Source organism: Mesorhizobium sp. M0626 (assembly GCF_040320665.1).
Taxonomy (GTDB): domain Bacteria; phylum Pseudomonadota; class Alphaproteobacteria; order Rhizobiales; family Rhizobiaceae; genus Mesorhizobium.
Genome location: NZ_JAMYQD010000004.1, coordinates 35,635 through 62,001 on the forward strand (window position 1 = coordinate 35,635; position 26,367 = coordinate 62,001).

Sequence of the window (26,367 nt, forward strand, 5' to 3'; positions counted from 1 at the left end):
AACGGCGCGCATGTGGTCTTCGCGCTATGGCTTTGTTTGGGCATGATCTTTTGGGGAAGCTGGCTTGGTTTCAAAATCAACGGCTAGGTCGAATGGCTGATCAATCAGCGCATCCACGTGGCCAATACGGAGATCGAAACCGCACGAGTTTTGCCGGCCACCAGGCGGTGTTCGAGGCGATCGAGCGCCGCGACCCGGAAGCGGCCGGCCAAGCGATGCGGGCGCATCTGGAAAACGCCCGGCGCAAGTTCAATTCAGGTTCGGGCAGATTGGACTAGCCGGCAGTCGCGGCAGCGCTCTGGCGCAAAGCAAAAAGCCCGCCGTTCAAAGCCGGCGGGCTCCCTTTCAATCATACAGCGCGATCCGGTCGCCGACAACCAGGACGACCGAATTTCGGCCTTCAGCGGCTGGTTGCGCTCAGGGGGCGGGCTTCGACGGGTTCGAAGCGACCAGCGATCCCAGTTTGCCGGCTTTGGCCAGACTCGGCCTTTCGTAGATTTTTTTCACAGAATCCCTCCTTAATAGCATCAATTTCGTCTGCCGGGCCCGTTTTGTCAAATCTGGCAGCAGTCCGTCACAGGTCCCGGCGGCAATTCGTGCCCTTACGCCGGCTCGCGCTTGAGCGCCTGCGCCATGCAGTGAATGCCGCCCCCGGTCTTGGAAATCTCGCTCATGTCGACGGCAGCAACCTCGAAGCCGCGCGCTTTGAGTTGGCCGATCAGCGACTGGCTCGACGTCGGCGCGATCACCCTGTCCTTGCCGAGCGACATGAAGTTGCAGCCGAGCGCCATCGTGTCCTGGAAGGGCACGTCGATGATCTCGTGGCCCTTGCCCTTCAGCCAGTCGACGATGCCGGGCTCGGTGCAGGCGAGGCACACCGCGGTGAGCTTCTCGGCGATCGGCACCACCATCAGGTCGATATGGACGTAATATTCGTCGATGAAGGCGAGGCGCGTTTCCCAGCCTTCCTTTTCGAACCAGTCCTGCACCTGGCGGGCGCCCTCTTCCTGCGTGCGGGCGCCGCCGCAGCCGATCAGCACCACGCCCTCCTCGATGACGTTGAAGTCGCCGCCTTCGAAGGTGCCAGCCGTGACCATGTCGTAGATGGGGATGCCGAGCTTTTCATAGGTGCGGATGGCGGCATAGTTCTCGCCGCGCCGCCACCAATTGGCCATGGCGGTGATGAAGGCGCCGTAGGGCGTCATGACGCTGGAGTCTCTGGAATAGACCTGCATCGGCAGTTCCGGCGTCGGCTCGTGCCAGTGGATGTTGACGCCGAAATGCTCGTAGGCGGCGACGAGGTCCTTGTGCTGCGCCTGCGCGATCTGGACGTTGCAGGGCGCTTCGCGCAAATGCTTGCGCGACAGCGAGCTGGTCGAGAGGTGGCGCAGGAAGTTTGGCGAGCCGAGCAACACGTCTGTCAGCACGTCGGTCTCGTTGGCAAAGCCCCATGACGTCAGCGGCTTGGTGCCGCCGGCGGGATTGCGGCGCTGCAGCGAGAACGGTTCGGCGACGATGCGGTCATGGACGGTCATAAGGTTCTCCTCGATTTGACTATGCAGCTTGATTGGATTGGCTGCTCGGAATCCACCAATCGCGTCCGCGCGCGGTGGTGACATATTCCGGCCAGCGGAAATTGGTCGGCGGGTCATAGTCGCAAAGCGGCGCGATCCAGTTCGAGCCGCCGACGCCGCCGCCAGTGCGGGTGACGAATTCGTCCATGGCCGCATCGCGCGCGGACTTGTCCTCGAGCAGGCGGAGGGCTGCAAGCGCAACCGTCTTGGCGGCGCAAATGACCATCGGGTCGATGGTGGCCGAGATACCGCCCAGCGCGTTCATCGCCCAGGATGGATAGGCATGGCCATTCGCCGAGCGCAGCGCCGGGCGGGCGACATAGAAGCGTGCGGTCGGCGTGTGCCACGACATGTCGGTGTAGTCGTCGGAGGTCGAGTTGATCTGCGACGGAGGCAAATCGCGGCGCAGGATTGCCTCGGCCTCTCGCGGCGCAACCAGCCGCTCCATCTCGTCGATGAAAGGGTTGTCGGTCGCGGTGCCGCCGGCATTGACCTGGACCTCGCGACCGATCGCTTTCGCCGCCTCGTCCCAGTTCGGAGCGCCAACGGTGGACAGCGCCTCATAGGCAATCCCTGCCATGGCGTGATTGGCGAGGCCCGGCCGCGACTTCGACACCCAATAGCGCTCATAGCGACAACCGCTGATCGCCGCGGCCGCGGCCGCATTACGGTCGAGCACCGCGGTGACCTGCTCTGCCATGGCAATGGTCGGCACGCGGATCATGTACTGGATCTCGGCCAGCCCCGCCGGCAGATTGTCGGCGGTCGCCTGCCCGGCGGTGAGGATCGCCTCGCTGATCGACCAGCCGCCCTGGTGGGGTAGCATGGAATCGCGCAGCGCCTTGGAGGCCATGTACATCGTCATCAGCGCGTCGTTGGCGCCGGGCGCCCGCACCGCCGAATGCGCCTGCGGGATCGGCGCGCCATCGCTTGCGCGAACCCAGTTTTCGGGTTCGTCGCAGGCAAAACGGTAGATCATCGCATAGGCGGCGCCGCAATGCGTGTCCCAGCGCGCCGTGTTGCAGAGCGGCAGCATATAGAAGGGGTGGAAGGAGATCATGCCGGCAAGGCCGTCATAGTAGCCCTTGGCCGCATGGATCGGCTTCGAGCCCCTGACCTTCTCGGCCGGCTCGCCGGTGAAGCGCAACGTCCCCTCGATGCCGTGGCGTTGCATTGCCGCCTTGGTGGCGAGAAGTCCGCCGAGGCCGGCAATGCCAAGCCCGGAATGCGGATCGGTGTGGCCGCCGGCCTCGCTGCCGAGGCCCGGCCGCGATCGCTTCACCGTTGCCGCGTCCTGGCAGTTGCCGGGCACGGCGTCGTATTCGCCGTACATGCCAATGGTCGGCCCCGGGCCATTCGTCCAGTGGGCGCAAAAGGCGGTCGGCATGCCGGCCGACCCTTCCTCGACCGAAAAGCCCTCATGCTTCAGCCGCGCGACATACCAGGCCGCCGACTGGTATTCGCGCCAGGCTGTTTCGCCGAAATCGAAAATGGTGCGCGTCCACGCCGACAGCGACGGCTGGATGCCATCGAGACAGGCAAGCGCGGTGGCTTGCGCCGAGGTCGTCACCGGTTTCTCCATGCGGCCCAAGAAAGCAGTGAAGCGGCATTGCAAAAAGTGATATGTTTTTCCGGTTCATGCAAATTCGGTTCACCTGAGGCCTCTTGCGAATACCTTCCACACAGGCGTTGCGCGCCCTCGACAGTTTTGCCCGTCACGGCAGCGTCTGGCGCGCAGCCGATGAACTGCATTTGACCCGCAGCGCCGTCAGCCATCAGTTGCGGCTCCTCGAACGCGACCTCGGCTTCGACCTGCTGGAGCGCATCGGCAAGGGCGTGGCGCTGACACCGCGCGGCCAGCGCTATGCCGCCGATGTGAGGAAGGCGCTGACCGTGCTTGGCGATGCGGTAACGCGCCAGGCCGGCACCGGCGTCGGCGGTTCGTTCGCCGTTTCCTGCACGCCGGGCTTCGCCTCTCTGTTTTTATGCACCCACATCGGCGAGTTCCGGCAGATGTATCCGGACGTGGCGCTGTCGATCCTGACGCCCAGGCGGCTGGACGATGTCAGCAATCCGGACGCCGATGCCTTCATTGCCTTTGGCGTCGGCAACTGGCCGAACCGCTCGGTGGAGTTGCTGTGCGAAATCTCGTTCACGCCACTTTGCAGCCCGACACTGCTCAACAAGGTCGGCGGCTTTTCAAAACCGGCCGACGTGCTGCGCGCCAATCTCCTGCATCTCGGCGACACCGAGGACTGGGCGCGCTGGCTGGCGCTGTCCAAGGTGGAAAACCCCGACACCGAAGGCGGCATCTTCTTCTCGGACATGAACCTCGTTTTTTCCGCGGCGATCGCCGGCCAGGGCATCGCCATGGGCGACGAGCTGACCAGCCGCCGGGCGCTGAGCGAAGGCCGTCTGGTGCGCCCCTTCGACATCGCGATCCCCTCGCCGCGCTCGTATTTCCTGGTGTCGGAACATGCCAAGGCCAGCCACCCGGTGCTGGAAGCATTCAATGGGTGGTTGAGGTCGAAGCTGTCGGAGAACCGGATCAGCCCGTACTAGCCTCCCATCCGTGAATCAAATTTGCCGATCAGGCGAAAACTATTCGGTTGCGGTGAGCCGGGGCCCTGCCCTACGCTCAAGCCACGACCAAGGAAGAGGCAGGATGCAGCAACCCGGCCGGGCCGCAGAGATCAAGGCAATCGGGATCGGCAAGAGCTTCGGCTCGTTCCGGGCGCTGGACGACCTGACGCTCAATATCGGCCGTGGCGAGTTTTTGACGCTGCTCGGCCCCTCCGGCTCGGGCAAGACCACCTTCCTGATGATCCTGGCAGGCTTCGTGCAACCGACCGCCGGCAAGCTTTTCAGCGACGGTTTCGACATCACCGATCGGCCGGCAGAGCAGCGCGCCGCCGGCATGGTGTTCCAAGGCTATGCGCTGTTTCCGCATATGTCGGTCGAGGCCAACATCGCCTTCCCGCTCAAGGTGCGCAAGAAATCGGCCTCCGAGATCAAACGCCGCGTCGCCGAGATGATCGAGCGCGTCGGCCTCAAGGGCCATGAGACGAAACTGCCGGCGCAGCTTTCCGGCGGCCAGCAGCAGCGCGTGGCGTTGGCCCGCGCTTTGGTGTTCGAACCCGGCGTGCTGCTCCTCGACGAGCCGTTCTCAGCGCTCGACAAGAGCCTGCGCGGCCAGATGCAGGCCGAGATGAAGCGGCTGCATCAGGAGACCGGCACCACCTTCGTCTTCGTTACCCACGACCAGAGCGAGGCGCTGGCGCTGTCGTCGCGCGTCGCCATCTTCAACCATGGCAAATTGCTGCAGGTCGGTGCACCGGACGAGGTGTATGACCGGCCGGCCAATCGTTTCGTCGCTGAGTTCCTGGGCGAGATCAACATGCTGCCGTTGAAGGGGGTCAAGCCCGCCGACAATGGCTCGACGGGCCTCTGCGAGGACCGCGCGGTCAACATGCTCTGCAAGGCCGAGAAAGTCCGTGGCGATGCGATCCTGGCGATCCGGCCCGAGCATATGTCGATCGCGCGCGAAGCCGCCGCCGGCGAGAATGGCATCGCCGCCACCGCCATCGGCTCGACCTATCTGGGTGCGGCGACCAAACTCGATCTGACGACGCGCCAGGGCGCCAAGGTGACCGTCTCGGTGCCGAACGAGGTCGCGGCGGCGGCGCTGAGCAAAGGCAATTCCGTCTGGCTGACCTGGCCGGCGGAAAAGGGTTTCCTCCTTCCGGACGGAGGATGACGACGAGAACGGCGAAGTCTTCCAGCAAAGAATCTGGAGCGCGCCATAACCACCGGAACCAACAACGAAAAAGGGGAACTAAAATGACAGACCAAAGCAAAAAACAAGCCATGGACGCGCTATCCGCTCGGGCTGTGCGCGGCGAGATTTCGCGCCGGCAATTCACCCAGCTTGCAGCCTTCGTGCTGGCCGGCACGCCGATGCTGCTGCGCTCGACCGGCGCGTTTGCGCAGGCCAAGGAACTGGTGCTGGTCAACTGGGGTGGCGATGCCCTCACCGCTTATGACGCCGCCTATGGCCAGGCCTTCACTAAGGAGACCGGCATCGCCGTCAAGATGGACGGTTCGGGCCCGACCGAAGGCGCGATTGCCGCACAGTTCAAGAGCGGCGCGCCGACCTGGGATCTCGTCGATGTCGACCCGTTCTCGGCCATCACGCTCGGCGCCCAGGGTGCGCTCGAGCCGATCGACTACGCCGTCGTCGACAAGAAGAAGATGCGAGAAGGCTTCGGCTGGGAATACGCGGCCTCGACCTATTTCTTCTCCTACGTCATCGCCTATGACTCGGAGAAATACGGCAAGGACGCGCCGACCGGCATGGTCGACTTCTTCGACGTGAAGAAGTTTCCGGGCAAGCGCTCGCTCTACAAATGGGGCGTGTCGAGCTGGGAAGCAGCGCTGCTTGCAGACGGCATCGCGCCGGCCTCGCTCTACCCGCTCGACCTGAAGCGAGCGCATGACAAGATCGCCGCTTTCAAGGAAAACGTCGTGGCTTACTGGGGCGGCGGCGCCGAGAGCCAGAGCGTGCTGCTCAACGGCGAAGCCTCGATGGCGATCGTGTGGTCGACCCGCGCCTCGCTGATCGAGCAGGACTCGGGCGGCAAGATCAAGTTCATCTGGGATCAGGGCCTGATTTCGCCCGGCGCGCTGGCCGTGCTCAAGGGCAACCCCGGCGGCAAGGACGCAGCGATGAAGTTCATCGCCAGCGCCCAGGATCCGCAAAAGCAACTGGTGATGTTCGACAAGCTCGGACAGGGTCCGGCCAATCCGGCCGCCGATGCGCTGATCCCCGCCGACAAGAAGCGCATCAACCCGGTCGATCCCGAAAACATGAAGAAGCAGATCGCGCTCGACATGGACTGGTACGCCAAGAATTACGGGGCAGCACTCGACGAATACACCAAGATCATCTCGGCCTGACCAGGCCGGGCACGAGCTTCGATGAGAGGCACCCTCTCCGACAGGATGGGCGCGGCGGTGCTGATGGCGCCGCTGCTTCTGTTCCTTGTGCTGGCCTACGCCTGGCCGTTCCTCGGCGTCGTCAAGTGGAGCGTCACCTTGCCGACACCGGGGCTCGGCCAGTATGGCGCGCTCGCCACCGATGCCCTGGTGCAGTCTGTGTTCATCCGCACGCTGCGCATCGCGCTGATCGTCACCGTGGTTTCCGTGGCGGCGGCATACGCCATCACCATGGTGTGGGTGCGCGGCAGCCCGGCACAGCGCATAATCGCTGAATTCTGCATTCTCGTCCCCTTCTGGATCTCGGTGCTGACCCGCGCCTTCGGCTGGGTGGCGCTTTTGTCCAACCGCGGCCTGATCAACACCTGGCTACAATCGATCGGCTTCATCTCCGAGCCGCTGGCGCTGGTGCGCAACGAGTTCGGCGTCATCGTCGGCATGACGCATTTCCTCATTCCCTTCGCGGTGTTCCCGCTGGCCTCCGCCATGCGCAGCCTCGACGAGCGCGTGCTGCTCGCGGCGCGCGGGCTCGGCTCCAGCCGTATGCGCACCTTCTGGACCGTGTTCGTGCCGATGACGCGCTCCGGCATCATCGGTTCGGCGATGATCGTGTTCGTCTTCTCGCTCGGCTTCTTCGTCACGCCGGCGATCCTCGGCGGCGGCCGCAGCGTGATGATCGCCGAGCTGATCTATCTGCGCATCTTCCAGAGTCCCGATTGGGGACTGGGCGCGGCGATCAGCGTCGTGCTGGTGCTGTTCGTCGGCGCGCTCATGGCGCTGCTGTTCCGCTATGTCAGACCGAAGCAACTGATCTGATGCCGACCTATCGCCCCGGTCCCGTCTCGCTGATCCTCGCCGTGCTGGTTGCACTGTTCCTGCTGCTGCCGCTGCTGGCGGTCATCCCGGTGTCGCTGACGCCAAGCCGCATGCTGGCTATGCCGACGGGCGAACTGTCGCTGCGCCACTACCGCGCGCTGATCGAGGATCCGCGCTGGCTCGACGCCATCCTGCTGTCGATCCGCATCGGCATCGTCAGCAGCGTCATCTCCACCGTGCTGGCGCTGTGCTTCAGCCTTGGCGTCTGGATGTTCCAGCCGCGCTTTACCGCCACCCTTGTCGGCTTCGTGCTGTTGCCGATGGTGGTGCCGCCGGTGGTCTCGGCGATCACGCTCTATTTCCTGCTGACGTCGATCTCGGGCATGAGCTCGTTCTTCGGCTACGACACCTGGCTTGGCGTCGCCATGGCGCATTCGGTGATGACGGTGCCTTTCGCCACGGTGCTGATCCTGGTCTCGCTCAGCCAGCTCGACCGCCGCATCGACCTTGCCGCGCGCGGCCTTGGCGCCGGCGTGTGGGAACGCGCCACGCGCATCATCATGCCCAACATCAAGTTCGGCATCGTCACCGCCGCGCTGCTGTCCTTCGTGCTGTCCTGGGAAGAGATAGGCGTCACCCTGTTCATCACCTCGGTCAACGCCATCACGCTGCCGCGGCTGATGTGGATGGGCCTGCGCGACAACATCGACCCGGCGATCGCCGCGCTCTCGGTGATCCTGATCATCATCACCGTGCTGGTGCTGGCGGTGCGGACTGTGGTGGTGAAGATGCGCGGCGGGCACTGAGCCAAGGTGGCCAACAACAATCGGCGATAGCCAAGCCGCTGTGTGAAGGGCGTTACGGACGGTGAGCGCCGGGTACATTACGCGGCGTCATGGGAAACCTGCCGCTGGTGACATTTGCCTTTGTGTCGGTTCTCGGAATGGCCGTTCCGGGACCGGACGTCGTGCTCGCCATCACCAACGGCTCCCGCTACGGTTTTCGACGCGCGTTTCTCGGCATGGCCGGCGTCGTACTGTCTGATTTCGTTCTTATCAGCATCGTCGCGCTGGGCTTCGGCGCTCTTCTGCTGGCTTCGGAATTCTATCTCTCGGCTCTCAGGATGTTCGGCGCGGGCTATCTGCTTTTCGTCGCCATCGGTACCCTGCGCACCGCATCCCGACCTTCGTTCAACCCTAACTTTCCCGAAACACGCCATTCAGCCAAGGCACTCATTGGGCGCTGCTTCTTGGTGGCGGTCACAAATCCGGCGGCCTGGCTGCTTTTCCCCGCGATCCTGCCGCATTTTGTCCGCGTGGATGAGCCGATCGCGATCCAGTATGGCATCCTGGCCATTATCGCCGCGCTTGCCGATGTGTTTGTGCTGACGTTTTACGCAGCCCTTGGCGCGCGGGCTGCAAGGCTTCTGGCTGGGCCAAACGCCGTGTGGATCGACCGGTTTTACGGTATCGCCCTGCTTGGTCTTTCGAGCACTTTGATCCTGCAGTCCCTCGGGCATCTGAGATAGTCCACACAGGACTACACAGGGCCGGATTTAGCAATCGGTCCGCCGTCAGCTTGCGAAGAATCTCGACAGCCTTGCAGCCGTGTCTTCGGGGTGCTCTTCCGGGAAGAAATGCCCACCCTTGACCGAGCCGCCTCCGACGTTATCAGCCCATTGCCGCCAGATCGCCAACGGGCCGCCCTCCCCCGCATACCAGTTCTCCAACCCGCCCTCGCCGCTCCAGAGCGCAAGCAGCGGGCATCTGATGCGACAGCCATCAGCCTGGTCCTGCGCGTCGTGCTCGCGGTCGATGCCTGCGGCGGCGCGATATTCCTCGCAGATGGCGTGGACATGGGCGGGATCACGCAGCGCCTCGATATAGGCGGCCCTGACCTCAGCGGGAAAAGCATCTGGAGCCGAGCCCCAGCCGGCGATCGCATTGTCGACAACTGCGTCGGGTGCTGCGGACAACAGGCGCTCAGGCAGCGGTTCCGGCTGGGCGAGCAGGCTCCACGGCCAGAAGGCCAGCGCCAACCTGGCATCGGCCCGATCCCAGGCGGAGGCCGTGGGGACGATGTCGAGAACGGCGACTTTCGACACGGTTTCGGGATGGTCGAGCGCCAGCCGGTAGGCGACGCGACCGCCACGGTCGTGGCCGGCAACCATGAAACGGTCGAAACCGAGAACGTCCATAACCTGCACCATGTCGCGCGCCATCGCCCGTTTGGAATAGGAGGCATGATCGGCAGTGGACACTGGACAGCCGCTTTGGCCGTAGCCCCTGAGATCGGCGGCAACCACGCTGAAGTGCGAGGCCAGGGCCAGCGCTATGTCGCGCCACATCACATGCGTTTCGGGAAAGCCATGCAGGAGCAGCAGCGGCGGCCCTGAGCCACCGGCCCTGACGAAGATCGATGTCTCCTCCATTTGAACGGTCCTGGCGTCAAAGCCCGCAAACATCAGCTGCCGCCAACCAGTCCGTGGCTGGAACGGATTCGCAGCACCTGGACACCCTTCGGCAATTCGATCAGGAACTCCTTGTCGCGGTCGAGATGGTGGATGCTTTGCGGATCGCCGCCGGTAAAGGCGGCCATCGCCTCGACGCTCTCCCAATAGGAGATGGTGATGAATTCCGAATGCGTCGGCGTGTCCTCGCGAAAAGTCTGCACGCCAAGCGCTTTCTCGATCAGCGGCTTGATACCAGCCTCGTAATTGTAGCGCTCATAGGCGTCGGCCCTGCCGGGCGAGGTCCTGCCGCGCCAGATGCGCGCAATGGTCGGGGTTTTCGGTACCATCTCCTATAACACCCGAAGGCGCGCCGCGTTCCGACTATCCTGACTGGCCGCACAACTGGCTGATAGTCGACGTATGGCAAAGGTTCCGTACAGTAACTTGCACTGGACACGCGGCTATCCTGTCAAGTCCAAACGTGCTCTCTTGTGCTCAACTTGGGAGGGCACAATGAAACTACGTCTAGCTTTCGCTGTATTCACCGCAGGAATTTTCTTCGCATTGTCGGCTGCCTCGGCCGGACAAGGGGAACAGCAAAACATCAACTTCCTGGCTCGGATGTCCGATGCAAGGTTAAATTCGGCCGCCAGAATGGCCGGTGACCTCGTTGGCGTAAGGCAAAGATGTCCGGCGTTGAGGCCAACGGAAGACGGAAAAGCAATTTTCGCCGTCCCGGTCCTTTTGTATGATGGGCGGGACAAACACCTGACCCCAGACCCCCGAAAGTTCAACATGGCCATCCATACCTATGAGAGGGCTTTCGCAATGGCGGCCCAGAGATCGGCAAGTTGCCAAAGCGAGAGGGCCAAATACCCGAAACTTTACCGGTAGATGGCTAACAAGTACGACCTTCAGGCGCCGCGACGCCTCACCTAAGGTATTGAAATTATTGGCAGGATTCGAACCTGTGACCATCGGCTTAGAAGGCCGGTGCTCTATCCGGCGGAGCTACGGGACCGCTGCCGTCAGCGAACGCGCCCTACCTTCAGGCAGCATGCAGGGTCGGGATGGCGCTAACGTCAACTTCGCGCTCCGCATGCCAGGCATCATACGCGGCCTGCATCCTGAGCCAGATCGCGGCACCATCGCCGAACATCTTGCCAAGGCGGGCGGCCACGGCAGGCGATACCGGCTTCTTCTCACGGATGATATCGTAGAGCTGCTGGGCGCGAGATTCCGAGCAGATTGGCGATTTCCACCTTGGTCTTGCCGGTGGCGGGAACGATGTCGTCGAGCAACGCGCCAGGATGGGAAGGGCAGCGCTCGGTCGTTCTGTTTCGTTCGTACACCTTCAGAGTGCTACCCATATGCCAGGTACAAACCGTAACCTATGTGTCCGGAATGGACCCGGCAAAATTGGCGATCCCGACAGGATTCGAACCTGTGACCATCGGCTTAGAAGGCCGGTGCTCTATCCAGCTGAGCTACGGGACCGCTGGCCGGCATTTGATATCTTGGCCGGCTGGTGTCTATGTGCCAGGCGCTGACCGCCGGTCAATGCGTCCAGGGTATCCTGCGGTCATAGCGGAAATTTTCCGCATAGGAAATCTGCCGGCGCTTGGTCTCTTTCGGCTCCTCGACACGGAAGGCCAGGCCCTGCTTTTCGGCATAGGCCACCGCCTCTTCCCTGGTGTCGAAGGTCAGCCTGATCTGGCTCAGCATGTCGCCCGATGTGGTGTAGCCCATCAGCGGGTCGATCTTCTTGCGTTGGGCGGGATCGAATTCCAGCACCCAATGGCCGGTCTTGGCCTTGCCGGACTGCATCGCGGTTTTGGCTGGGCTGAAAATTCGCGCGGACATGGGCACCTCGTAGCTGCGTTGGCGGTAGCGCCGCCTTATTTCAGTCAATACTGTGCAACACTGCCGACGGCAAGGCCGAAGCGGCCTGCAACCAGGCCGCTTCGGCAGCGGCATCGGCCCGATACACTGGCGTAGCATCAAAAGTCATGGTCATGATGGTGACACAAAGAGGCATGGACGCAGGGATTTTGCACGCCGAGGCCGACAGCCAAGCGATTTTCGACGGGGCGATCGTGATCGGCGCCGGGGCAGCCGGCTTGACCGCAGCCCATGCGCTGCTCAAGACCGGCGTGCCTGTGATGGTGTTGGAAAAGGAAGCCCGGCTGGCCGAGCCATGGCACGGGCGGCACGAGCGACTGCATCTCAACACGCATCGCGACCTTTCGGCGCTGCCGGGCGTTTCCTTTCCTGCCGGCACCCCTGCCTTTCCGCACCGAAACACCATCATCGGCCATTTGAACGAATTCCACGCCATGCACCGGCTGCCGGTCGAGTTCGGCATTGCGGTCGAGGAGATAGGCTTCGAGGGCGACCACTGGCTTGTGCGGACCAGTGCCGGGCCGCGGCTGGCGCGCCATGTCGTCATCGCCACCGGGCGCGACCGGCAGCCCTTCATCCCGGCCTGGAAAGGCATGAAGGCCTTTGCCGGACGCATCATCCATTCGGCCGCATTCGGCGACGCCAAGGCCTATGCGGGCAAGAAAGTGCTGGTCGTCGGCGCCGGCAATTCCGGCTTCGACGTGCTCAATCACCTGGCGGCAGCCGGCACGGGACAGATCTGGCTGTCGGCGCGCAACGGTCCGGCACTGCTGCCCAAGCGCCTCGGCCAGATCGCCGTCCACCGGTTTTCGCCGATCCTGGCGCGGCTGCCGTTCAAGCTCGCCGATGCGGTGATGGCGGCGACGCAGCGATGGGCCTTCGGCGACCTCACGGCCTACGGCCTGCCGCCGACGCCTTCGGGCGGCGCAAGCCGGCTGGCGTCGGATTATACCGCCATCGCCACCGATGACGGCGCCGTCGATGCCATCAAGGACCGCAGGATCATCGTGCTGCCAACCGTGCGGGAATTTACCGGCGACACGGTCGTTTTCGACGATGGCGCGACGATCCAGCCCGATATCGTCATCGCCGCGACCGGCTACCGCACCGGGCTCGAGGCCATGCTGGGCAAGCTCGGCGTGCTCGACCAAAAGGGCGTGCCGCTGTTCAACGGCGCCGACAGCGACCCGAAACTGCCGGGCCTGTGGTTCACCGGCATGCGGCCAAGCATCCGCGGCTGCTTCGCCAATGCTCGCATCCAGGCCAAGGCGATCGCAGCCAGGATTGCGCGGGAGCGCAGACCGCCAAGCCCCGTTTGATGTTTTAGGGGTTGCGCGACAGGGTCCGGAACCGTATACGCCGCAGGGCCTCGGAGTGTAGCGCAGCCTGGTAGCGCATCTGGTTTGGGACCAGAGGGTCGGGAGTTCGAATCTCTCCACTCCGACCATTTTTTCCCACAAAGCCAGTCCTTGCCCAAGGTCACTCCCAAGGTCGCCAATGGCTGCCTCGCCGGTAGCGCATGGCGGCACGCATTGCCCAAGCAGCAGCCGCTCGCCGATCGGACCCTACATTGGAACACCAGTTCGCTCCGAGAGTTGTGTATGTTCAACCCAAGGAGCAAACAATGAAAACCCTTCTCATCGCCTCGATGATCGCGTTCGCCGGAACGGCGGCTTTGATCGCACCGGCGCAAGCCGCCAGTCTGACTATCCAGTCCGATGACGACGATCAATATTCGTCCGACGATGGCGATATACAGATTCTTCGCCATCACCAGCGCCACAAAGACTATAGCGACGACTATGGCGACGACTACAGCGACAACCAGGATGGCCAATGGCGGCGCCACCATCGCCATCACCGCTGCCATATCGAACTGGTCAGGCACTGGCGCCATCACCACAGGGTCGTGGAAGAGGTCAGGGTCTGCGGCTGATCCGATCGCTTTAGACCTGCTACGGCCGAGTTTGGCGACCGGAGCACCAATCTGACCTAAAGCGCGTCTCATTTGAACGGACTCACGCGACGCGCTTGAGGTCTTGTTTGATGCATGTTTGATGCATGTTTGATGCATGTTTGATGCATGTTTGATGCATGTTTGATGCATGTTTGATGCATGTTTGATGCATGCGGTTCTCTCAAAACCGGGGCCACTTGAGCGACATGAATCAGGCGCCCGTGTCATCGAACAGCATCCCTTCGGCGGGTTTGGCTAAAAATCGACGCAGGGATAATCCCCTCGCTTCCACTTCTATCGCCGGTCTAAAAGCGCGTCGCGCTGAAACGTATCCAGGCGACGCGCTTTGATTTTTGTTTTGATGCATGTCGTTCTCTCAAAACCGGGACCACTTTTGAGCGACATGCATTAGACTCCGGGCAAGGGGAGATTCTGGATGCTTGGTCTCGAGGCATGGCTTTCGCTGATTGGCCCTGCCTACTTCGCTTACATCGGCATCACGGTTCCGTTCGTCGTCGTCTGGGCCATTATCTGTGCGGCCCTGTGGATCTGGAACAACCGGCCGAGCAAGAGGCAAGGCCCTCCCCGCTCGTGGCCCGCCAGCGTGCTGTTCTTTGTCGTCGTTGCCGCGTGCTACGTGGCAGCGCATACGGTGGTCTATCTGCTGGTCCGGTATCTGGCGGCGTTGTGGGCATAAACGTAGCTCTATAGAGCGCTCTCGATATCGGTCTTCGAAAAATCGTCGCCAACATAGAGTAAGCGGCAGGCTCGATCCTTTGCCACTTCATAGGCAAAGCAATCGCCGAAATTGAGCCCGGCCGGATGAATACCCTTGCCCCATCGCCCATACGCCTCGGCTATGCGTCGGCCAGAGGCTGGTGTCACCGCCGTGACCTCGAAGCCGAGCCCGTCGATCAGGCCGGCCATTTCCTCACCGACATTGCGCCTATCCGCCACGATCAGCGCCTCGGCCACTGTGCCAGCCGAGATCAAAATATCGTCTTCGGCTTCCAGCGCCGCAATGCAGGCACTGGATTGAGGTTCGGCAAGAACGATCGCCATCAGGGCCGAGGTATCGACCACGATCATTCGGGCAGGCCATCAGCGCCATAGAGGAAATCCTGGCTCCGCGCGGCATCCGACCCGGCCTTTGCCTTGGCAGCGCCGGATGCTCGCATTGCCTCCAGCAATGCCCGGCGGCCTTTCCTGTCAGGGGCAGCCTTCACGGGAACAAGGAGCACGGCTGCATGACCATGGCGGGTCAGGATAATTTCATCCCCAGCCTCGGCACGACGCACCAGTTCGGTGAGCTGCCCCTTGGCGTCTGTAACGGATACCTGCATTGACCGCTCCTTTATGGACCATGCTCTGGTCCATATCCAAAAAGTAGACCATCTAATGGTCCATTTCAATGCAGGACGATGAGATCTTGCGGCTTGGTGAAGTCTGAATGACAGCTGGCGCGCAATCGTAGGCCTTGCGGCGATTCTATCTGAAGGTAAGCTCGCCGGGCGAGAACCCCAATCATCACTCCCGGCGAGCCTACAACCCGATCAGGAACGCGATCAGGACCGGGGTCAGCCGGCAAACGCAGTGTTGCAAGATGGATGCCAGAGGTTTCTTCTCGAAATGGGACAGGAGCGGAGTCTTCTCCTTCCACTGCCTAAACCTCGAACTCGCCCTGCCCTTCATCCATGGCGCTGACGATCTCGGCGGCGAGCGCCCTGGTGATCGGCGTCTTGCGCTCGAGCGCCGTGCGGTCGAGGCGTTCGACCACGCGCATGGCGGTGGCCAGCGAGCGCTCGATGCGGCGCACCAGATATTGCACGACATGCGGCTCGACCTCGACCTGGCGGTCGGCGAAGAGTTTGGCGATGACACCGGCCAGAAGCAAATCGTCCGGCTCATGGATCTCGACGGTTGCCGCCGCCTTCAGCCGCGAGGCAAGATCGGGCAACGTCACCCTCCAGGCGGCGGGGAAGCGCCGCGCCGTCAACAGCAAGGTGGCCCCGGCGCCGCGCACTTCATTGATGAGATGGAACAGGCCCGCCTCGTCGATGGCTGTCTTGTCGACATCGTCGATCAGCGCGGGCCTGCCGCCAAGCCCGGTGATGGCATTGCCGATGCGCTGGGCATCGACCGCCACAGCGTTGGCCCGCGCCTGCCAGATCGAGCCCAGATGTGTCTTGCCGGAACCGGCCGGGCCGGCGAGCACGATCACCGGCGACGGCCAGTCCGGCCAGCGATCGACAAGGGCTGCCGCCTCGCGGTTGGTGGCCGACACCACCAGTTCGTCGCGCGAGTAGCCGGTGCTGTGGCCAAGGTCGAGCGGCAGTTGGCGCGGCGGTTCGGTCTTATGATCCGTCACGTTCAGCCGCGCGGCGACCGGTGCCCGCCGCCGCGAGCGGCGGGCAGCGGCGGGACGGGCTCGGTGGAGTGTCCCTTGTAGAGCGGCGATTCGAGATAGCGGGCAATGGCAAACCGCACCAGCACGGCAACCGCCGCCGAAGCAGGAACGGCGATCAAAAGGCCGACGAAGCCGAACAGGGCGCCGAAAGCGAACAGCGCAAACATCAGCCAGACCGGGTGCAGGCCGACGCTTTTTCCGACCAATCTGGGCTGCAGGATGTTGCCTTCGATGAACTGGCCGATGAAGAACACCACGGCGACAGCAACGATCATGGTCCAGTCCGGCCAGAACTGGACGAAGGCGACGCCGACGGCCAGGACCAGTCCGGTCAGCGAGCCGACATAAGGGATGAACGAGATCAGCCCGGCGAAGAGGCCGATGAGGATGGCGAAATTCAGCCCGGTCAGCGTCAGGCCGGTGGCATACATGCCGCCGAGCACCAGGCACAGCGTGCCCTGGCCGCGCACGAAGCCGGCGGTCGCGGTGTTGATGTCCCTGGAGATCGCCCTGACCGTCCCGACATAATCGCGCGGCACCCAGCTGTCGACGACCGCCACCATGCGATCCCAGTCGAGCAGCATGTAGAAAGCGACAACCGGAGTGACCACGAACAGGCTGACCACCGACACCAGAGCAACGCCGGAACTCCAGATCGAGGTGAAGACGGTGCTCAGCAGGCCGAAACCGGAAGTGAGCAGCGAATTCAGCCCGTCGCGCAGGCCATTGGCATTGACGCCGAATTTCTGCTCCAGCCATTTCGGATCGAAGCTGGTGATCAGCGACTGCAGCCGGGTCAGATATTCCGGCAGCTTGCTGGCGAAATCGGCCATCTGCGTGGCCAGAACCGGAACCAGGATGACGAAGGCCAGCACCAAAAGGACGATGAAGGCGATCAGGATGACCACCGTCGCCATCAGCCGGGAGAGGCCGAGGCGTTGCAGCCGGTCGGCGACCGGGTCGAGGAAATAGGCCAGCACCATGCCGGCAACGAACGGCAACAGGATGCTGGAAAAAATGTAGAGGAACAGCGCCAGGAAGATTGCCGTGCCCAGCCAGAAGAAAATCTGGCGGCGAAACGCCAGGGACGCAGCCGCCTCTGCCAGCGCGGCGGTCGCGGCATTCTTGTCAACTACCCGGGGTGGAGCCTTCGCCATAGCCGCTCATATGCCTCAGCCAAGCCACGAGATAGGCCGCGGCCGAAGCCACGGTCAAGACCCCGGACAGCAATATGAGCGCAGGCCTGAGCGGGTCGAGGTGGAGGCCAAGGGCAAGTTCGCCCAGCACCACGGCCGCCAGCACGATCTGGGCGGCGGTGTTGGCCTTCGACACATAGAGCGGCTTCATCTCGACCGGATGCGCCATGACCGTGGACAAGAGCACGGCGCAGATGATCAGCGCATCGCGTGACACCATGGTCACCACCAGCCACAGCGGCAATTTCCCGATGAAGCCCATGACCACGAACACCGAGACCAGAAGCACCTTGTCGGCCATCGGATCGAGATAGGCGCCGAGTTTCGAATGCTGGTTGAAGCGGCGGGCGATGAAGCCGTCGACGCCATCGGAAATGCCTGCAACGAGGAAGCCGGCAAAGGCCCAGTCCCAGCGCATGTTCAGCATCGCCAGTACGACGGCCGGAACCAGCACGAAGCGCAGGATGGTGATGAGGTTGGGAATGGTCAAAGGCATGTCCCGCCATGCTTATTCTGCAGATAGATGATGGAGTTGGATTGTGGGTGCAAGGACCAGCGGTGAAGGGGCGACTGTCCACGTATTTATCTTGGGCAAAAGCCCGGTATCCTGTCGTCATCCTTGCCCCCCGAAACCATTCATGCGAAGAGCCGCCGAGGGAAACAGGGATGCGCCGACGATGAGCAAGGGCGACCGGGCCAAGCGCAAGAACGGGCTCACCTATGCCGAGGCGGGCGTCGACATCGATGCCGGCAACCTCATGGTCGAGAAGATCAAGCCGCTGGTGCGCGCGACGCGCCGGCCGGGCGCCGATGGCGAGATCGGCGGTTTTGGCGGCCTGTTCGACCTCAAGGCGGCGGGTTTCACGGATCCGGTGCTGGTTGCCGCCAATGACGGCGTCGGCACCAAGCTGAAGATCGCCATCGATGCCGGCAAGCACGACACGATCGGCATCGACCTCGTCGCCATGTGCGTCAACGACATCGTCGTGCAGGGCGCCGAGCCACTGTTCTTCCTCGACTATTTCGCCACCGGCAAGCTCGACCCCGACCAGGGGGCGGCAATCGTCGGCGGCATAGCAATCGGCTGCCGACAGGCCGGCTGCGCGCTGATCGGCGGCGAGACGGCCGAAATGCCCGGCATGTATCACGACAAGGATTACGACCTGGCCGGTTTCGCCGTCGGTGCTGCCGAACGCGGCCAGTTGCTGCCGACCGACGATATCGTCGAAGGCGACGTGCTGCTTGGCCTGGCTTCCTCGGGCCTGCATTCGAATGGCTTTTCGCTGGTGCGCCGCATCGTTGGCGTCAGCGGTCTTGCCTGGGGCGATCCGGCGCCGTTCAACGATGAGGCGACGCTGGCAGAGGCGCTGCTCGAGCCGACCCGCATCTATGTGAAGTCGGTCCTCAAAGCGATCCGTGGCACGCACGGCATCAAGGCGCTGGCCCACATCACCGGCGGCGGTTTCCCCGAAAACATCCCGCGCGTCCTGCCAAAGGACTTTTCCGCAGAGCTCGATCTCAATGCCATCGATGTGCCGCAGGTGTTTTCCTGGCTGGCGAAGACTGGCGGCGTGGCGCCGGAGGAGATGATGCGCACCTTCAACTGCGGTATCGGCATGATCCTCGTCGTCGCCTCCGGCCAGGCCGCACAGGTCGCAGCCGTGCTGCAGGAGGCCGGCGAGACGGTGACGCCGATCGGCCGCATCGTGCCGCGCCGCGACGCCGGCGTTATCTATCGGGGCTCGATCGGCCTATGAGCAGGAAACGCACGGTTGTTTTGATCTCGGGACGCGGCTCGAACATGACGGCGCTAATCGCGGCGGCGAGCGACCCGGCCTATCCCGCCGAGATCGTTGGCGTCATTTCCGACCGGGCCAACGCCGCCGGCCTCGGCATCGCGGCCGCGCGCGGTATCCCGACCAAGGTCATCGTGCGCGCCGACCATGCCAGCAAGGAAGCCCATGATGCGGCGATCGACGCCGCGCTGATTGCGTTCAATGCCGAGATCGTGGCGCTGGCCGGCTATCTGCGCATTCTCTCCCGCGGCCTGGTCGAGAAGTGGCAAGGGCGCATGCTCAACATCCACCCTGCCCTGCTGCCGGCCTTCAAAGGGCTCGATACGCATGCGCGCGCCCTGCGCGCCGGCATTCGCATTCATGGCTGCACGGTGCATTTCGTCACATCAGAGATGGATGACGGCCCGATCATCGCGCAGGCAGCGGTGCCGGTGATGGTCGGCGACAACGAAGACACGCTGGCCGCCAGAGTGCTGAAGGCCGAGCACCGGCTTTATGCGCTGGCACTCGGGCTGGTCGCCGACGGCAAGGCGCACATGGAAGGCGGCCGCACCGTGCTGGCGCATTTCGCCGACGATGCCGAAAACGGAACTTCCGTGGTGATGGCGCCCGACCCGCTGCGCGAAGAACGCGATCTCGAACATCTGGCGCGGATCACGCCGTAGGCCGACATGGCGACACCGAGACAATTGCTCCTGCTGCGCCACGCCAAGTCGAGCTGGGACGACCCGGCGCTTGCTGATTTCGACCGGCCGCTCGGGCCGCGCGGGCTGAAGACGGCGCCGCTGATGGGGCGCGAACTGGCCCGGCGCAGTTGGCTGCCTGACCTGGCGCTGGTGTCGCCGGCGCTGCGTACGCGCGAGACATGGCGGCTGGTCTCGGCGGAACTGTCGGCGAGCGTAACGGTGGAGTTCGCCGAGGCGCTTTTCGAAGCCACGGCTGGCGACATTCTGGCCGAGCTGCAGCAGGCAGTCGCATCGGCTAGCTGTCTCCTGGTGCTCGGCCATAATCCCGGCCTGGAGGACTTTGCCCGCCGGCTCGCCGGTCCGCGATCGGGTGTGGCTGCTCTCAGGAAACTTGAAGAGAAATTCCCGACCGGCGCCCTTGCCCGCTTTGTCATCGACGGCGACTGGGCGGATCTCGGCTTCGGCGCGGCCCGGTTGACGCATTGCATCAAGCCGAAGGATCTAAGCTAGACCAAGCTGCCTAACGGGCTAGCCGCAGGTGACAGCCGCAAACCGTGTTTTGAAAAGACCACGGTCAAACAAGGAGATAGGACCAATTGCTGGCGGATTGATTCAAGATCTTTGCGGCCCCGAGTCGATTGCATAAAAACAAGAGCGGTGGGCCGGGCCCACCGCTCTTTGTGGTCGTAGATTTCTCAGAAAATCAACGACCCCAGATGCCCTGGCCGGATTCCGGCTGGTTCGAGTCGCCCTTGATCGTGAAATCGCCGAGGCTGGCCGGCTTGCGGATCGAGGCGGTATAATTGTGATCGATGTTGCCGGCGGGCGCTGTTACAGCAGGCTGGTTGACGCTGTCGGAGCCGTAGTGGTCGCTGCCTGCGAAAGCGGTGCCGGTGGCAAGGAGGATGGCAGCAGCGGTAAGTGCGATCTTGGTCATTTCAGGTAATCCAGATTTTTCAGTTCTGTCCGTCAAGTGGCGTGCCTTGGGAGGAATTCGCGTCGCTCGGACCACCCCGAAATGGGTGTGCGTTGCTGCCATTGCCAATCACAAAAATGTGCGAACCGAACCGTTCGGTTCGGTCTAGGAAGGCGCGAAATGGCGTAGTTGTTGCTATATTCTATTCTCTATACGGCTCCGACCTCGCAACGCCCCTCGTTGCGTTACGCTTGCATCTCAAAAGGTCGTGAAGCCCAGTACGTCGCGCATGTCGTATTCGCGGGGCGGCCGGACGGCGACCCAGCGTGCTGCCGCAATGGCGCCGCGCGCGAACATCGAGCGGTCGGCGGCCGAATGGGAAAGCGTGAGCGTCTCGCCCTCGGCCAGCAAGCTCACGCTGTGCTCGCCGACGATGCTGCCGCCGCGCAGCACGGCAAAGCCGATCTCGCCGGCAGGGCGTGGACCTGTAACGCCGTCGCGGATGCGTTTCGCCACATCGTCCAGCCTGACGCCATGTCCGCGAGCGGCCGCCTCGCCCAGCATCAGCGCCGTGCCCGACGGTGCGTCGACCTTCATGCGGTGATGCGCTTCCAGGATTTCGATGTCGGTGTCGGGACCAAGTGCTCGCGCCGCCTGCTCGACCAGCCCGGTCAGCATGCTGAGCCCGAGCGAGTAGCTGCCGGAGCGAACGATGGCGACGGACTTCGAAGCAGTAGCGATGGCGGCGAGATCGGCCGGCTCGAAGCCGGTCGAGCCGATGACCAGCGCCGGGCCGCCGCGGGCCGCGCAAGCTTGTGCAAGATCGACGGAGGCCGCAGGCGTGGTGAAATCGATGACGACATCCGCAAGCGCCAGTGCTTCGTCGCGCTCGACCAGCCCCTCACCGATGCTGCCCGGCCTGTGAAAGCGGGCGACGAGCGCCAGCCTGGGATCGGTCTCGACGGCCAGCGCCATCTCCCTGCCCATGCGGCCGAGCGCACCGGCTATGGCTATTTTCAATGGATGCGGCATGGCGGCTTTCACTGGAAATGCGAGTCGCAACAATGATCTACCATGCCGCCCTGCCAGATTGATTCAGCCCGCGCCATGCGTCTTGAGCATCATGCCGGCGATCTCCTTGACCAGCTTGGCGGCAACCAGCGCGGTGAGATTGGAGACGTCCTGGCTTGCATTGTATTCGACGACATCGGCGCCGACGATGGGCTGGTCGATCCGCTGGATCAGGTTGATCACTTGCCGGGTTGTAAGACCACCGGGTTCGCGGTGCGACACGCCGGGCGCACAAGCCGGGTCGAGGCCGTCGAGATCGACCGAGAGATAGACCGGCGTCTTGAGATCGAGCTGCAGATCCTCGCTGAAATGCCGCGCCTCGATCATTTCGACGCCGAAGCGCTTGAGCTGGTCACGAAGCTCATCATTGAGGGTGCGCGAGCCGATCTGGATCAGCCGGTCGGCCAGCCCCTCCTCCAGGATGCGCGCGAAGGACGAGGTGTGGGACCGCCTGTTGCCCTGATAGGCATCGTAGATGTCGGGATGGGCGTCGATCTGGACGATCGTTAGCCTGGCATGGCGGCGGCGCACGGCACGCAGCACCGGCCAGGCGATGGCATGATCGCCACCGAGGCTGATCAACGGGTGGCCGGCATCCAGCGCGCGGCCGACCTCGGCCTCGATCCGCTCCCATGGACCGCCGGCGCCTGAAAAGTCGATGTCGCCGTGGTCGACGAAACTGTCCGCCACATCGAAGCCGGTTTCGCTCCACGAGCTGTGCGCGTCGCTTTTGAGTTCCCGCCGGATCAGGGCCGGCGCTGCGGCCGCGCCTTTGAGATAGGACGAGTTCTCGTCATGCGGTATTCCCAGAAGCGAAACCCTGGTCATCGGCGTGCGATCTCCGGCAACAGGCAATCTCCTTAAACCCGGCAGCTGGCTGGCGATAGCAGTGCCGCTTGGGCCAGTTGCGAAGGCGATCAGGCGTCATTTCCCGATCGCGCCGCCCAGTCTTTGCCTGACGATCGCGATATGGAAATCCGTGCCATGCAACAGCCCGTCATCGTTGAAGTCGTAGCTGGAATTGTGCAGCGGCGGCGAGGTCTCGCCATTGCCGAGAAAGACGAAGCAGCCCGGTACGTGATCGAGGAAGCGGGCGAAATCCTCCGAGGCGGTCATCGGCTCCGCCGCGATGCTGGCGGCGCCATAGGCCAGCACGCGCCTTGCGGCGACAAAGGCCGCGTCCACCAGGTCGGCATCGTTCTGCAGCGGCACGAATTCCCTGCTATAGGTCACGTCGGCGGCGACATTGTAGGCAGCGGCGGTGCCTGCCGCGATGACCCGCATCTGGCGCTCGATCTCGGCGCTGACCTCGGGACGAAAACTGCGGGCGTCACCGAGGATGCGGGCGAGGCCGGGCAATGCGTTGCGGGTGCCGTCGGTGATCAGCTCGGTCACCGAAACCACCGAAATGTCGGCGGGACTCAGCCGGCGCGAGACGATGGTCTGCAGATTGGTGACCAGCGCGCAGGCGGCGACCAAGGTCTCGTTCCCGGAATGTGGCCGCGCCGCATGGCCGCCGATGCCCTTGAGCACGATCTCGAAATTGTCCTCCGCCGACATGAACGGGCCGGCACGGGTCTCGAAATGCCCGACGGGCAGGCCAGGCATGTTGTGCAGGCCAAAAATCTCGTCGAAGGGAAAGCGCTGCAGCAGCCCGTCGTCCAGCATCGCCAGCGCGCCCCTGCCCCATTCCTCGGCGGGCTGGAAGATGAAGCGCACGGTGCCGTCGAAACCGCCCTCGGCGGCCAGCAGCTTTGCCGCGCCGAGCAGCATGGTGGTGTGGCCGTCATGGCCGCAGGCATGCATGATGCCGGGGTTCTGCGAGCGATGGGCGGTCGCGGACTGCTCGGTGATGCGCAGCGCATCCATGTCGGCCCTGAGCGCAATCGCCCGGTTGCCGCTGCCGCGCTTCAATGTGCCGACGATGCCGGTGCCGCCGACCCCCTCTGCAACATCGTCCAGCCCGAATTCGCGCAGCTTCGCGGCGACAAAGCCAGCGGTGCGCTTTTCCTCAAAGCCGAACTCGGGGTGCGCGTGCAAATCGCGCCGCCAGCCGGTCATTTCCTGCTTCAGCACATCACGATCGAGCTCAGCCATTTTCTCCCCGACCTATCTTGCAAGCTCACTGGCGACATCAAGCAGGATGTTGGTGCCGGCGACAAGCTCGGCATCTTCAGTGTGTTCGCGCGGATTGTGGCTGATGCCACCGGCGCTCGGGACGAAGATCATTGCCGCCGGCGCGAGGCGGGCCATCATCTGCGCGTCATGGCCGGCGCCCGATGTCATGCGCCTGACGCCGAGACCGCGGTTCTTCGCGGCCGCCTCGATCCGTTCGACGATGCCGATGTCGAATAGCACCGGTTCGAAGCGGGCGAGCCGCTCGACCGAGATCGATACGTTCTCCAAAACCTCAAGCTCCTCGAGATAGGCAGCAAGGGCCGCCTCATGCGCCTGCAAGCGCTGTTCGTCGGGATCGCGCAGGTCGATGGTGAAGACGGCGCGCGCGGGAATGACGTTGATGGCGTTGGGTTCGAAGCGCATCGTGCCGACCGTGGCCACGGTTGGCCCATTTGAAGCCCTGGCCCGATCGTGCAGGAAGGTGATGATGCGGGCGGCGGCGTGGCCGGCGTCGCTGCGCATCGACATCGGCGTGGTGCCGGCATGGTTGGCGGCGCCGTCGATGGTGATGCGCTGCCAGGAAATGCCTTGCAAATTCTCGACCGCGCCGATCGGCACGCCTTCACGCTCCAGCACCGGCCCCTGCTCGATATGAAGTTCGAGATAGGCATGCGGCTTGAGGAAGCCGGGTTCGCGGTCGCCGGCATAGCCGATGCGGGCGAGCTCCTGGCCGAGCACGCTGCCATCCGTGCCGATGGCGGCCAGCACGGCCTCGGCACTGACGCCACCGGCATGGCATAGCGAGCCCATCATGTCAGGCGTGTAGCGCACACCTTCCTCATTGGTGAAAGAGGCGACCGCGACCGGGCGCGACGGCGAAAAGCCCGAAGCCTGCAGCGTCTCGATCACCTCCAGCCCGGCCAGCACGCCGTAGCAGCCATCATAGATGCCGGCATCGATAACGGTGTCGATATGCGAACCGATGAGCAGCGGCGCCTGCCCGGCATTGTCGGGGCTTTGCCAGATGCCGAAGATATTACCGACCCGGTCGATGGCGACTTCCAGCCTGGCCTGCCTGAGCCAGCCGACAAAGAGGTCACGGCCCTGTTTGTCTGTGTCGGAGGCGGCGAGCCGGATCAGCCTATCCTCACTGTCGCGGCCAACGGCGGCGAGTTCCCGGATGCGGCCAAGCAGACGCTGTGCATCGATCCCGATCATGGCTATGCCTCGGCCTTCAGCTTGCCGGCCAGCACATCGGCGGGGCTCTGCCCGACCAGCTCGGTATAGCGGTGCGGGTCTGTGGCGCCTTCGGTGTTGATTACAAGCACGCGGGATTTGTCGTCGAACCCGAGAGCGGCCTTGTGGTCGGCCACCGCCCGGATCAGCCCGGCCAGACCGACGCCGCCGCTTTCGCCGGCGACGATCACTGGATCATTGCCAGCCGGCCGTGCCAGCCGCCGCATCACCGCGACCGCCTCCTCCTCATCCACCGTCATGAAGGCATCGGCAACCCGCGCCAGAACGCGCCAGGCAACTTGCGAGGCCTCGTAGCATTCGAGCATCGCCATCACCGTCGGCTGGTCGTGTGCGACCTTGACCACGTGGCCCGCCCGGGCGGCTGCGACAACGCAGGCGGCGCGGGCCGGCTCGACGACGATGAAGGTCGGCCTGGCGTCACCGAGCACGATGGCGAGATGGCCGGCCAGGGCGGCGGCAATGCCGCCGACACCGGCCTGCACGAAGACATGGGTCGGCGGCTGCGGCAACTGGCCCAACGCTTCGCGCACGATCGCCGTATAGCCCTGCATGACCAGACCGGGGATGCGCTCGTAGCCCGGCCAGGAGGTGTCGGACACCACGGTCCAGCCTTGCTCCGCTGAAACCTCGGCGGCCTGCCTGACCGAGTCGTCATAATTGCCGTCGACGCGGATCATCTCGGCGCCATAGCGGGCTATTGCTGCAATGCGCGCCTCGCTGACGCCGGCGTGAACGAAGATTGCCGCTTTCGCGCCTACCAACTGTGCACCTTGCGCGACCGAGCGGCCATGATTGCCGTCGGTGGCGCAGGCAACCGTCATGCCGGCAGCGACCGCCCGGACGTCGAACCGGTTGAGATCGGCCACGTCAACGGGCCGATGAAGCGATCGGCTCGCCTCCTCCAGCACCAGTCGAAAAACGGCATAGGCGCCGCCGAGCGCCTTGAAACTGCCGAGACCGAGGCGAAAGCCTTCATCCTTGATGTGGACGGAGCCGAGGCCGAGTTCGCCGGCCAGCGTCGGCAATGCATGCAACGGAGTTGCCAGGTGATTGTCGCGATGGGCAAGAAAGCGCTCGACCGTATCGGCACCGGCATTCCCCAGCGTTTCGGCATCGACCGGATCGAGCGGCCGACGGTGCAAGGCATTGCTGTTGAGCAGGAACACGGGTGGCCTCCTTTGGGTGTGACGAAATCATATTGCAGCCGAGGCGCAAATAGCGCTG

At 63.6% G+C, this 26,367-nt stretch carries 30 protein-coding genes, 3 tRNA genes and 1 pseudogene; 15 read left to right on the plus strand and 19 right to left on the minus strand.

Annotated features, from left to right (window positions below; translation table 11 throughout):
• Positions 1-92: 92 nt before the first annotated feature.
• Positions 93-278 (plus strand): FCD domain-containing protein, encoded by a 186-nt coding sequence (locus NKI37_RS05685; RefSeq protein WP_352790569.1) that lies wholly within the window; start codon positions 93-95, stop codon positions 276-278.
• A gap of 324 nt (positions 279-602) precedes the next feature.
• On the opposite strand, the gene NKI37_RS05690 is transcribed toward NKI37_RS05685, so the two are convergent.
• Both NKI37_RS05690 and NKI37_RS05695 read right to left on the minus strand, forming a co-directional pair.
• On the minus strand, positions 603-1,535 hold the full coding sequence (locus NKI37_RS05690) for a dimethylarginine dimethylaminohydrolase family protein (RefSeq protein ID WP_023693913.1): 933 nt from the start codon (positions 1,533-1,535) through the stop codon (positions 603-605).
• Between the two features lie 19 nt (positions 1,536-1,554).
• On the minus strand, positions 1,555-3,156 hold the full coding sequence (locus NKI37_RS05695; RefSeq protein WP_352790570.1) for a zinc-binding metallopeptidase family protein: 1,602 nt from the start codon (positions 3,154-3,156) through the stop codon (positions 1,555-1,557).
• An 83-nt stretch (positions 3,157-3,239) separates the two neighbouring features.
• On the opposite strand from NKI37_RS05695, the gene NKI37_RS05700 reads away from it, so the two are divergent.
• From NKI37_RS05700 to NKI37_RS05725, 6 genes are all read left to right on the plus strand, one after another.
• Entirely contained in the window at positions 3,240-4,136 is an 897-nt protein-coding gene (locus NKI37_RS05700; RefSeq protein ID WP_023684774.1) for a LysR substrate-binding domain-containing protein, read from the plus strand.
• A 103-nt stretch (positions 4,137-4,239) separates the two neighbouring features.
• Entirely contained in the window at positions 4,240-5,331 is a 1,092-nt protein-coding gene (locus tag NKI37_RS05705; RefSeq protein WP_352790571.1) for an ABC transporter ATP-binding protein, read from the plus strand.
• An 83-nt stretch (positions 5,332-5,414) separates the two neighbouring features.
• Positions 5,415-6,530 carry an ABC transporter substrate-binding protein gene (locus NKI37_RS05710; protein WP_352790573.1) on the plus strand — a complete coding sequence of 372 codons (1,116 nt, stop codon included), beginning with the start codon at positions 5,415-5,417 and terminating at the stop codon, positions 6,528-6,530.
• A gap of 21 nt (positions 6,531-6,551) precedes the next feature.
• On the plus strand, positions 6,552-7,385 hold the full coding sequence (locus NKI37_RS05715) for an ABC transporter permease (protein WP_023670301.1): 834 nt from the start codon (positions 6,552-6,554) through the stop codon (positions 7,383-7,385).
• Positions 7,385-8,191, plus strand: a complete 807-nt coding sequence (locus NKI37_RS05720; RefSeq protein WP_023689053.1) for an ABC transporter permease — start codon at positions 7,385-7,387, stop codon at positions 8,189-8,191. Before NKI37_RS05715 ends, NKI37_RS05720 begins: the two co-directional genes overlap by 1 nt.
• A gap of 137 nt (positions 8,192-8,328) precedes the next feature.
• Positions 8,329-8,913 (plus strand): LysE family translocator, encoded by a 585-nt coding sequence (locus NKI37_RS05725; RefSeq protein ID WP_352790584.1) that lies wholly within the window; start codon positions 8,329-8,331, stop codon positions 8,911-8,913.
• 45 nt (positions 8,914-8,958) lie between these two features.
• Here NKI37_RS05725 and NKI37_RS05730 read toward each other — a convergent pair whose 3' ends face one another.
• Positions 8,959-9,849 (minus strand): alpha/beta fold hydrolase, encoded by an 891-nt coding sequence (locus NKI37_RS05730; protein WP_502896395.1) that lies wholly within the window; start codon positions 9,847-9,849, stop codon positions 8,959-8,961.
• Positions 9,849-10,184 carry an antibiotic biosynthesis monooxygenase family protein gene (locus tag NKI37_RS05735; RefSeq protein WP_352790576.1) on the minus strand — a complete coding sequence of 112 codons (336 nt, stop codon included), beginning with the start codon at positions 10,182-10,184 and terminating at the stop codon, positions 9,849-9,851. Before NKI37_RS05735 ends, NKI37_RS05730 begins: the two co-directional genes overlap by 1 nt.
• Before the next feature lie 166 nt (positions 10,185-10,350).
• Between NKI37_RS05735 and NKI37_RS05740 the strand changes: the two genes are divergently transcribed.
• Positions 10,351-10,731 (plus strand): hypothetical protein, encoded by a 381-nt coding sequence (locus NKI37_RS05740; RefSeq protein WP_023684767.1) that lies wholly within the window; start codon positions 10,351-10,353, stop codon positions 10,729-10,731.
• 60 nt (positions 10,732-10,791) lie between these two features.
• Here NKI37_RS05740 and NKI37_RS05745 read toward each other — a convergent pair.
• The 4 genes and pseudogenes from NKI37_RS05745 to NKI37_RS05760 form a co-directional block, all read right to left on the minus strand.
• Positions 10,792-10,850 (minus strand) — tRNA-Arg (locus NKI37_RS05745).
• A 35-nt stretch (positions 10,851-10,885) separates the two neighbouring features.
• Positions 10,886-11,207 (minus strand): annotated as a pseudogene (locus NKI37_RS05750) (HigA family addiction module antitoxin).
• Between the two features lie 50 nt (positions 11,208-11,257).
• Positions 11,258-11,334, minus strand: a tRNA-Arg gene (locus NKI37_RS05755).
• Between the two features lie 60 nt (positions 11,335-11,394).
• The gene (locus tag NKI37_RS05760) at positions 11,395-11,700 is read right to left on the minus strand and encodes an ETC complex I subunit (protein WP_023670294.1); all 306 of its coding nucleotides are present in this window, start codon (positions 11,698-11,700) and stop codon (positions 11,395-11,397) included.
• Positions 11,701-11,873: 173 nt separating this feature from the next.
• On the opposite strand from NKI37_RS05760, the gene NKI37_RS05765 reads away from it, so the two are divergent.
• From NKI37_RS05765 to NKI37_RS05780, 4 genes are all read left to right on the plus strand, one after another.
• On the plus strand, positions 11,874-13,058 hold the full coding sequence (locus NKI37_RS05765; protein WP_023711887.1) for a flavin-containing monooxygenase: 1,185 nt from the start codon (positions 11,874-11,876) through the stop codon (positions 13,056-13,058).
• A 51-nt stretch (positions 13,059-13,109) separates the two neighbouring features.
• A tRNA-Pro gene (locus tag NKI37_RS05770) sits at positions 13,110-13,186 on the plus strand.
• A gap of 177 nt (positions 13,187-13,363) precedes the next feature.
• Positions 13,364-13,675: a hypothetical protein gene (locus NKI37_RS05775; protein ID WP_023689055.1), complete on the plus strand. Its 312-nt coding sequence runs from the start codon at positions 13,364-13,366 to the stop codon at positions 13,673-13,675.
• Positions 13,676-14,132: 457 nt separating this feature from the next.
• A complete protein-coding gene (locus NKI37_RS05780; protein ID WP_023701878.1) occupies positions 14,133-14,393 on the plus strand; it encodes a hypothetical protein in 261 nt (86 codons plus the stop codon).
• An 8-nt stretch (positions 14,394-14,401) separates the two neighbouring features.
• Here the strand turns inward: NKI37_RS05780 and NKI37_RS05785 are convergent, their stop codons facing one another.
• The 5 genes from NKI37_RS05785 to NKI37_RS05805 all read right to left on the minus strand — a co-directional run bounded on the left by NKI37_RS05785 (position 14,402) and on the right by NKI37_RS05805 (position 17,789).
• Positions 14,402-14,785 carry a type II toxin-antitoxin system VapC family toxin gene (locus NKI37_RS05785; protein WP_023819147.1) on the minus strand — a complete coding sequence of 128 codons (384 nt, stop codon included), beginning with the start codon at positions 14,783-14,785 and terminating at the stop codon, positions 14,402-14,404.
• Positions 14,782-15,039, minus strand: a complete 258-nt coding sequence (locus NKI37_RS05790; protein WP_352790579.1) for a type II toxin-antitoxin system Phd/YefM family antitoxin — start codon at positions 15,037-15,039, stop codon at positions 14,782-14,784. Before NKI37_RS05790 ends, NKI37_RS05785 begins: the two co-directional genes overlap by 4 nt.
• 320 nt (positions 15,040-15,359) lie before the next feature.
• Complete coding sequence (gene hdaA / locus NKI37_RS05795; RefSeq protein WP_352741242.1) at positions 15,360-16,064, minus strand: DnaA regulatory inactivator HdaA; 705 nt, start codon at positions 16,062-16,064, stop codon at positions 15,360-15,362.
• Positions 16,065-16,066: 2 nt separating this feature from the next.
• Entirely contained in the window at positions 16,067-17,260 is a 1,194-nt protein-coding gene (locus NKI37_RS05800; RefSeq protein ID WP_023705318.1) for an AI-2E family transporter, read from the minus strand.
• Positions 17,232-17,789, minus strand: a complete 558-nt coding sequence (locus NKI37_RS05805) for a CDP-alcohol phosphatidyltransferase family protein (protein WP_352790586.1) — start codon at positions 17,787-17,789, stop codon at positions 17,232-17,234. The genes NKI37_RS05800 and NKI37_RS05805 overlap by 29 nt, the downstream gene beginning before the upstream one ends.
• 187 nt (positions 17,790-17,976) lie before the next feature.
• Here NKI37_RS05805 and purM point away from each other — a divergent pair, with 187 nt between their 5' ends.
• From purM to NKI37_RS05820, 3 genes are read left to right on the plus strand one after another with little or no spacing between them, the layout of a single operon-like run.
• Positions 17,977-19,056 carry a phosphoribosylformylglycinamidine cyclo-ligase gene (purM, locus tag NKI37_RS05810; protein WP_023689059.1) on the plus strand — a complete coding sequence of 360 codons (1,080 nt, stop codon included), beginning with the start codon at positions 17,977-17,979 and terminating at the stop codon, positions 19,054-19,056.
• Positions 19,053-19,760 carry a phosphoribosylglycinamide formyltransferase gene (gene purN / locus NKI37_RS05815; RefSeq protein ID WP_023689060.1) on the plus strand — a complete coding sequence of 236 codons (708 nt, stop codon included), beginning with the start codon at positions 19,053-19,055 and terminating at the stop codon, positions 19,758-19,760. The genes purM and purN overlap by 4 nt, the downstream gene beginning before the upstream one ends.
• A 6-nt stretch (positions 19,761-19,766) precedes the next feature.
• On the plus strand, positions 19,767-20,291 hold the full coding sequence (locus NKI37_RS05820) for a SixA phosphatase family protein (RefSeq protein WP_023705321.1): 525 nt from the start codon (positions 19,767-19,769) through the stop codon (positions 20,289-20,291).
• Between the two features lie 193 nt (positions 20,292-20,484).
• On the opposite strand, the gene NKI37_RS05825 is transcribed toward NKI37_RS05820, so the two are convergent.
• The 6 genes from NKI37_RS05825 to NKI37_RS05850 all read right to left on the minus strand — a co-directional run bounded on the left by NKI37_RS05825 (position 20,485) and on the right by NKI37_RS05850 (position 26,309).
• Positions 20,485-20,718, minus strand: a complete 234-nt coding sequence (locus tag NKI37_RS05825) for a DUF680 domain-containing protein (protein WP_023689062.1) — start codon at positions 20,716-20,718, stop codon at positions 20,485-20,487.
• A gap of 237 nt (positions 20,719-20,955) precedes the next feature.
• Complete coding sequence (gene dapB / locus NKI37_RS05830; protein WP_023695553.1) at positions 20,956-21,729, minus strand: 4-hydroxy-tetrahydrodipicolinate reductase; 774 nt, start codon at positions 21,727-21,729, stop codon at positions 20,956-20,958.
• Between the two features lie 63 nt (positions 21,730-21,792).
• Positions 21,793-22,596: an agmatinase gene (gene speB, locus NKI37_RS05835; protein ID WP_023693928.1), complete on the minus strand. Its 804-nt coding sequence runs from the start codon at positions 22,594-22,596 to the stop codon at positions 21,793-21,795.
• A 96-nt stretch (positions 22,597-22,692) separates the two neighbouring features.
• Entirely contained in the window at positions 22,693-23,865 is a 1,173-nt protein-coding gene (locus tag NKI37_RS05840; RefSeq protein WP_352510928.1) for an amidohydrolase, read from the minus strand.
• A 12-nt stretch (positions 23,866-23,877) separates the two neighbouring features.
• The gene (locus NKI37_RS05845) at positions 23,878-25,104 is read right to left on the minus strand and encodes a Zn-dependent hydrolase (protein ID WP_031199450.1); all 1,227 of its coding nucleotides are present in this window, start codon (positions 25,102-25,104) and stop codon (positions 23,878-23,880) included.
• 2 nt (positions 25,105-25,106) lie between these two features.
• On the minus strand, positions 25,107-26,309 hold the full coding sequence (locus NKI37_RS05850; RefSeq protein ID WP_023701889.1) for a diaminopropionate ammonia-lyase: 1,203 nt from the start codon (positions 26,307-26,309) through the stop codon (positions 25,107-25,109).
• Between the last annotated feature and the right edge of the window lie 58 nt (positions 26,310-26,367).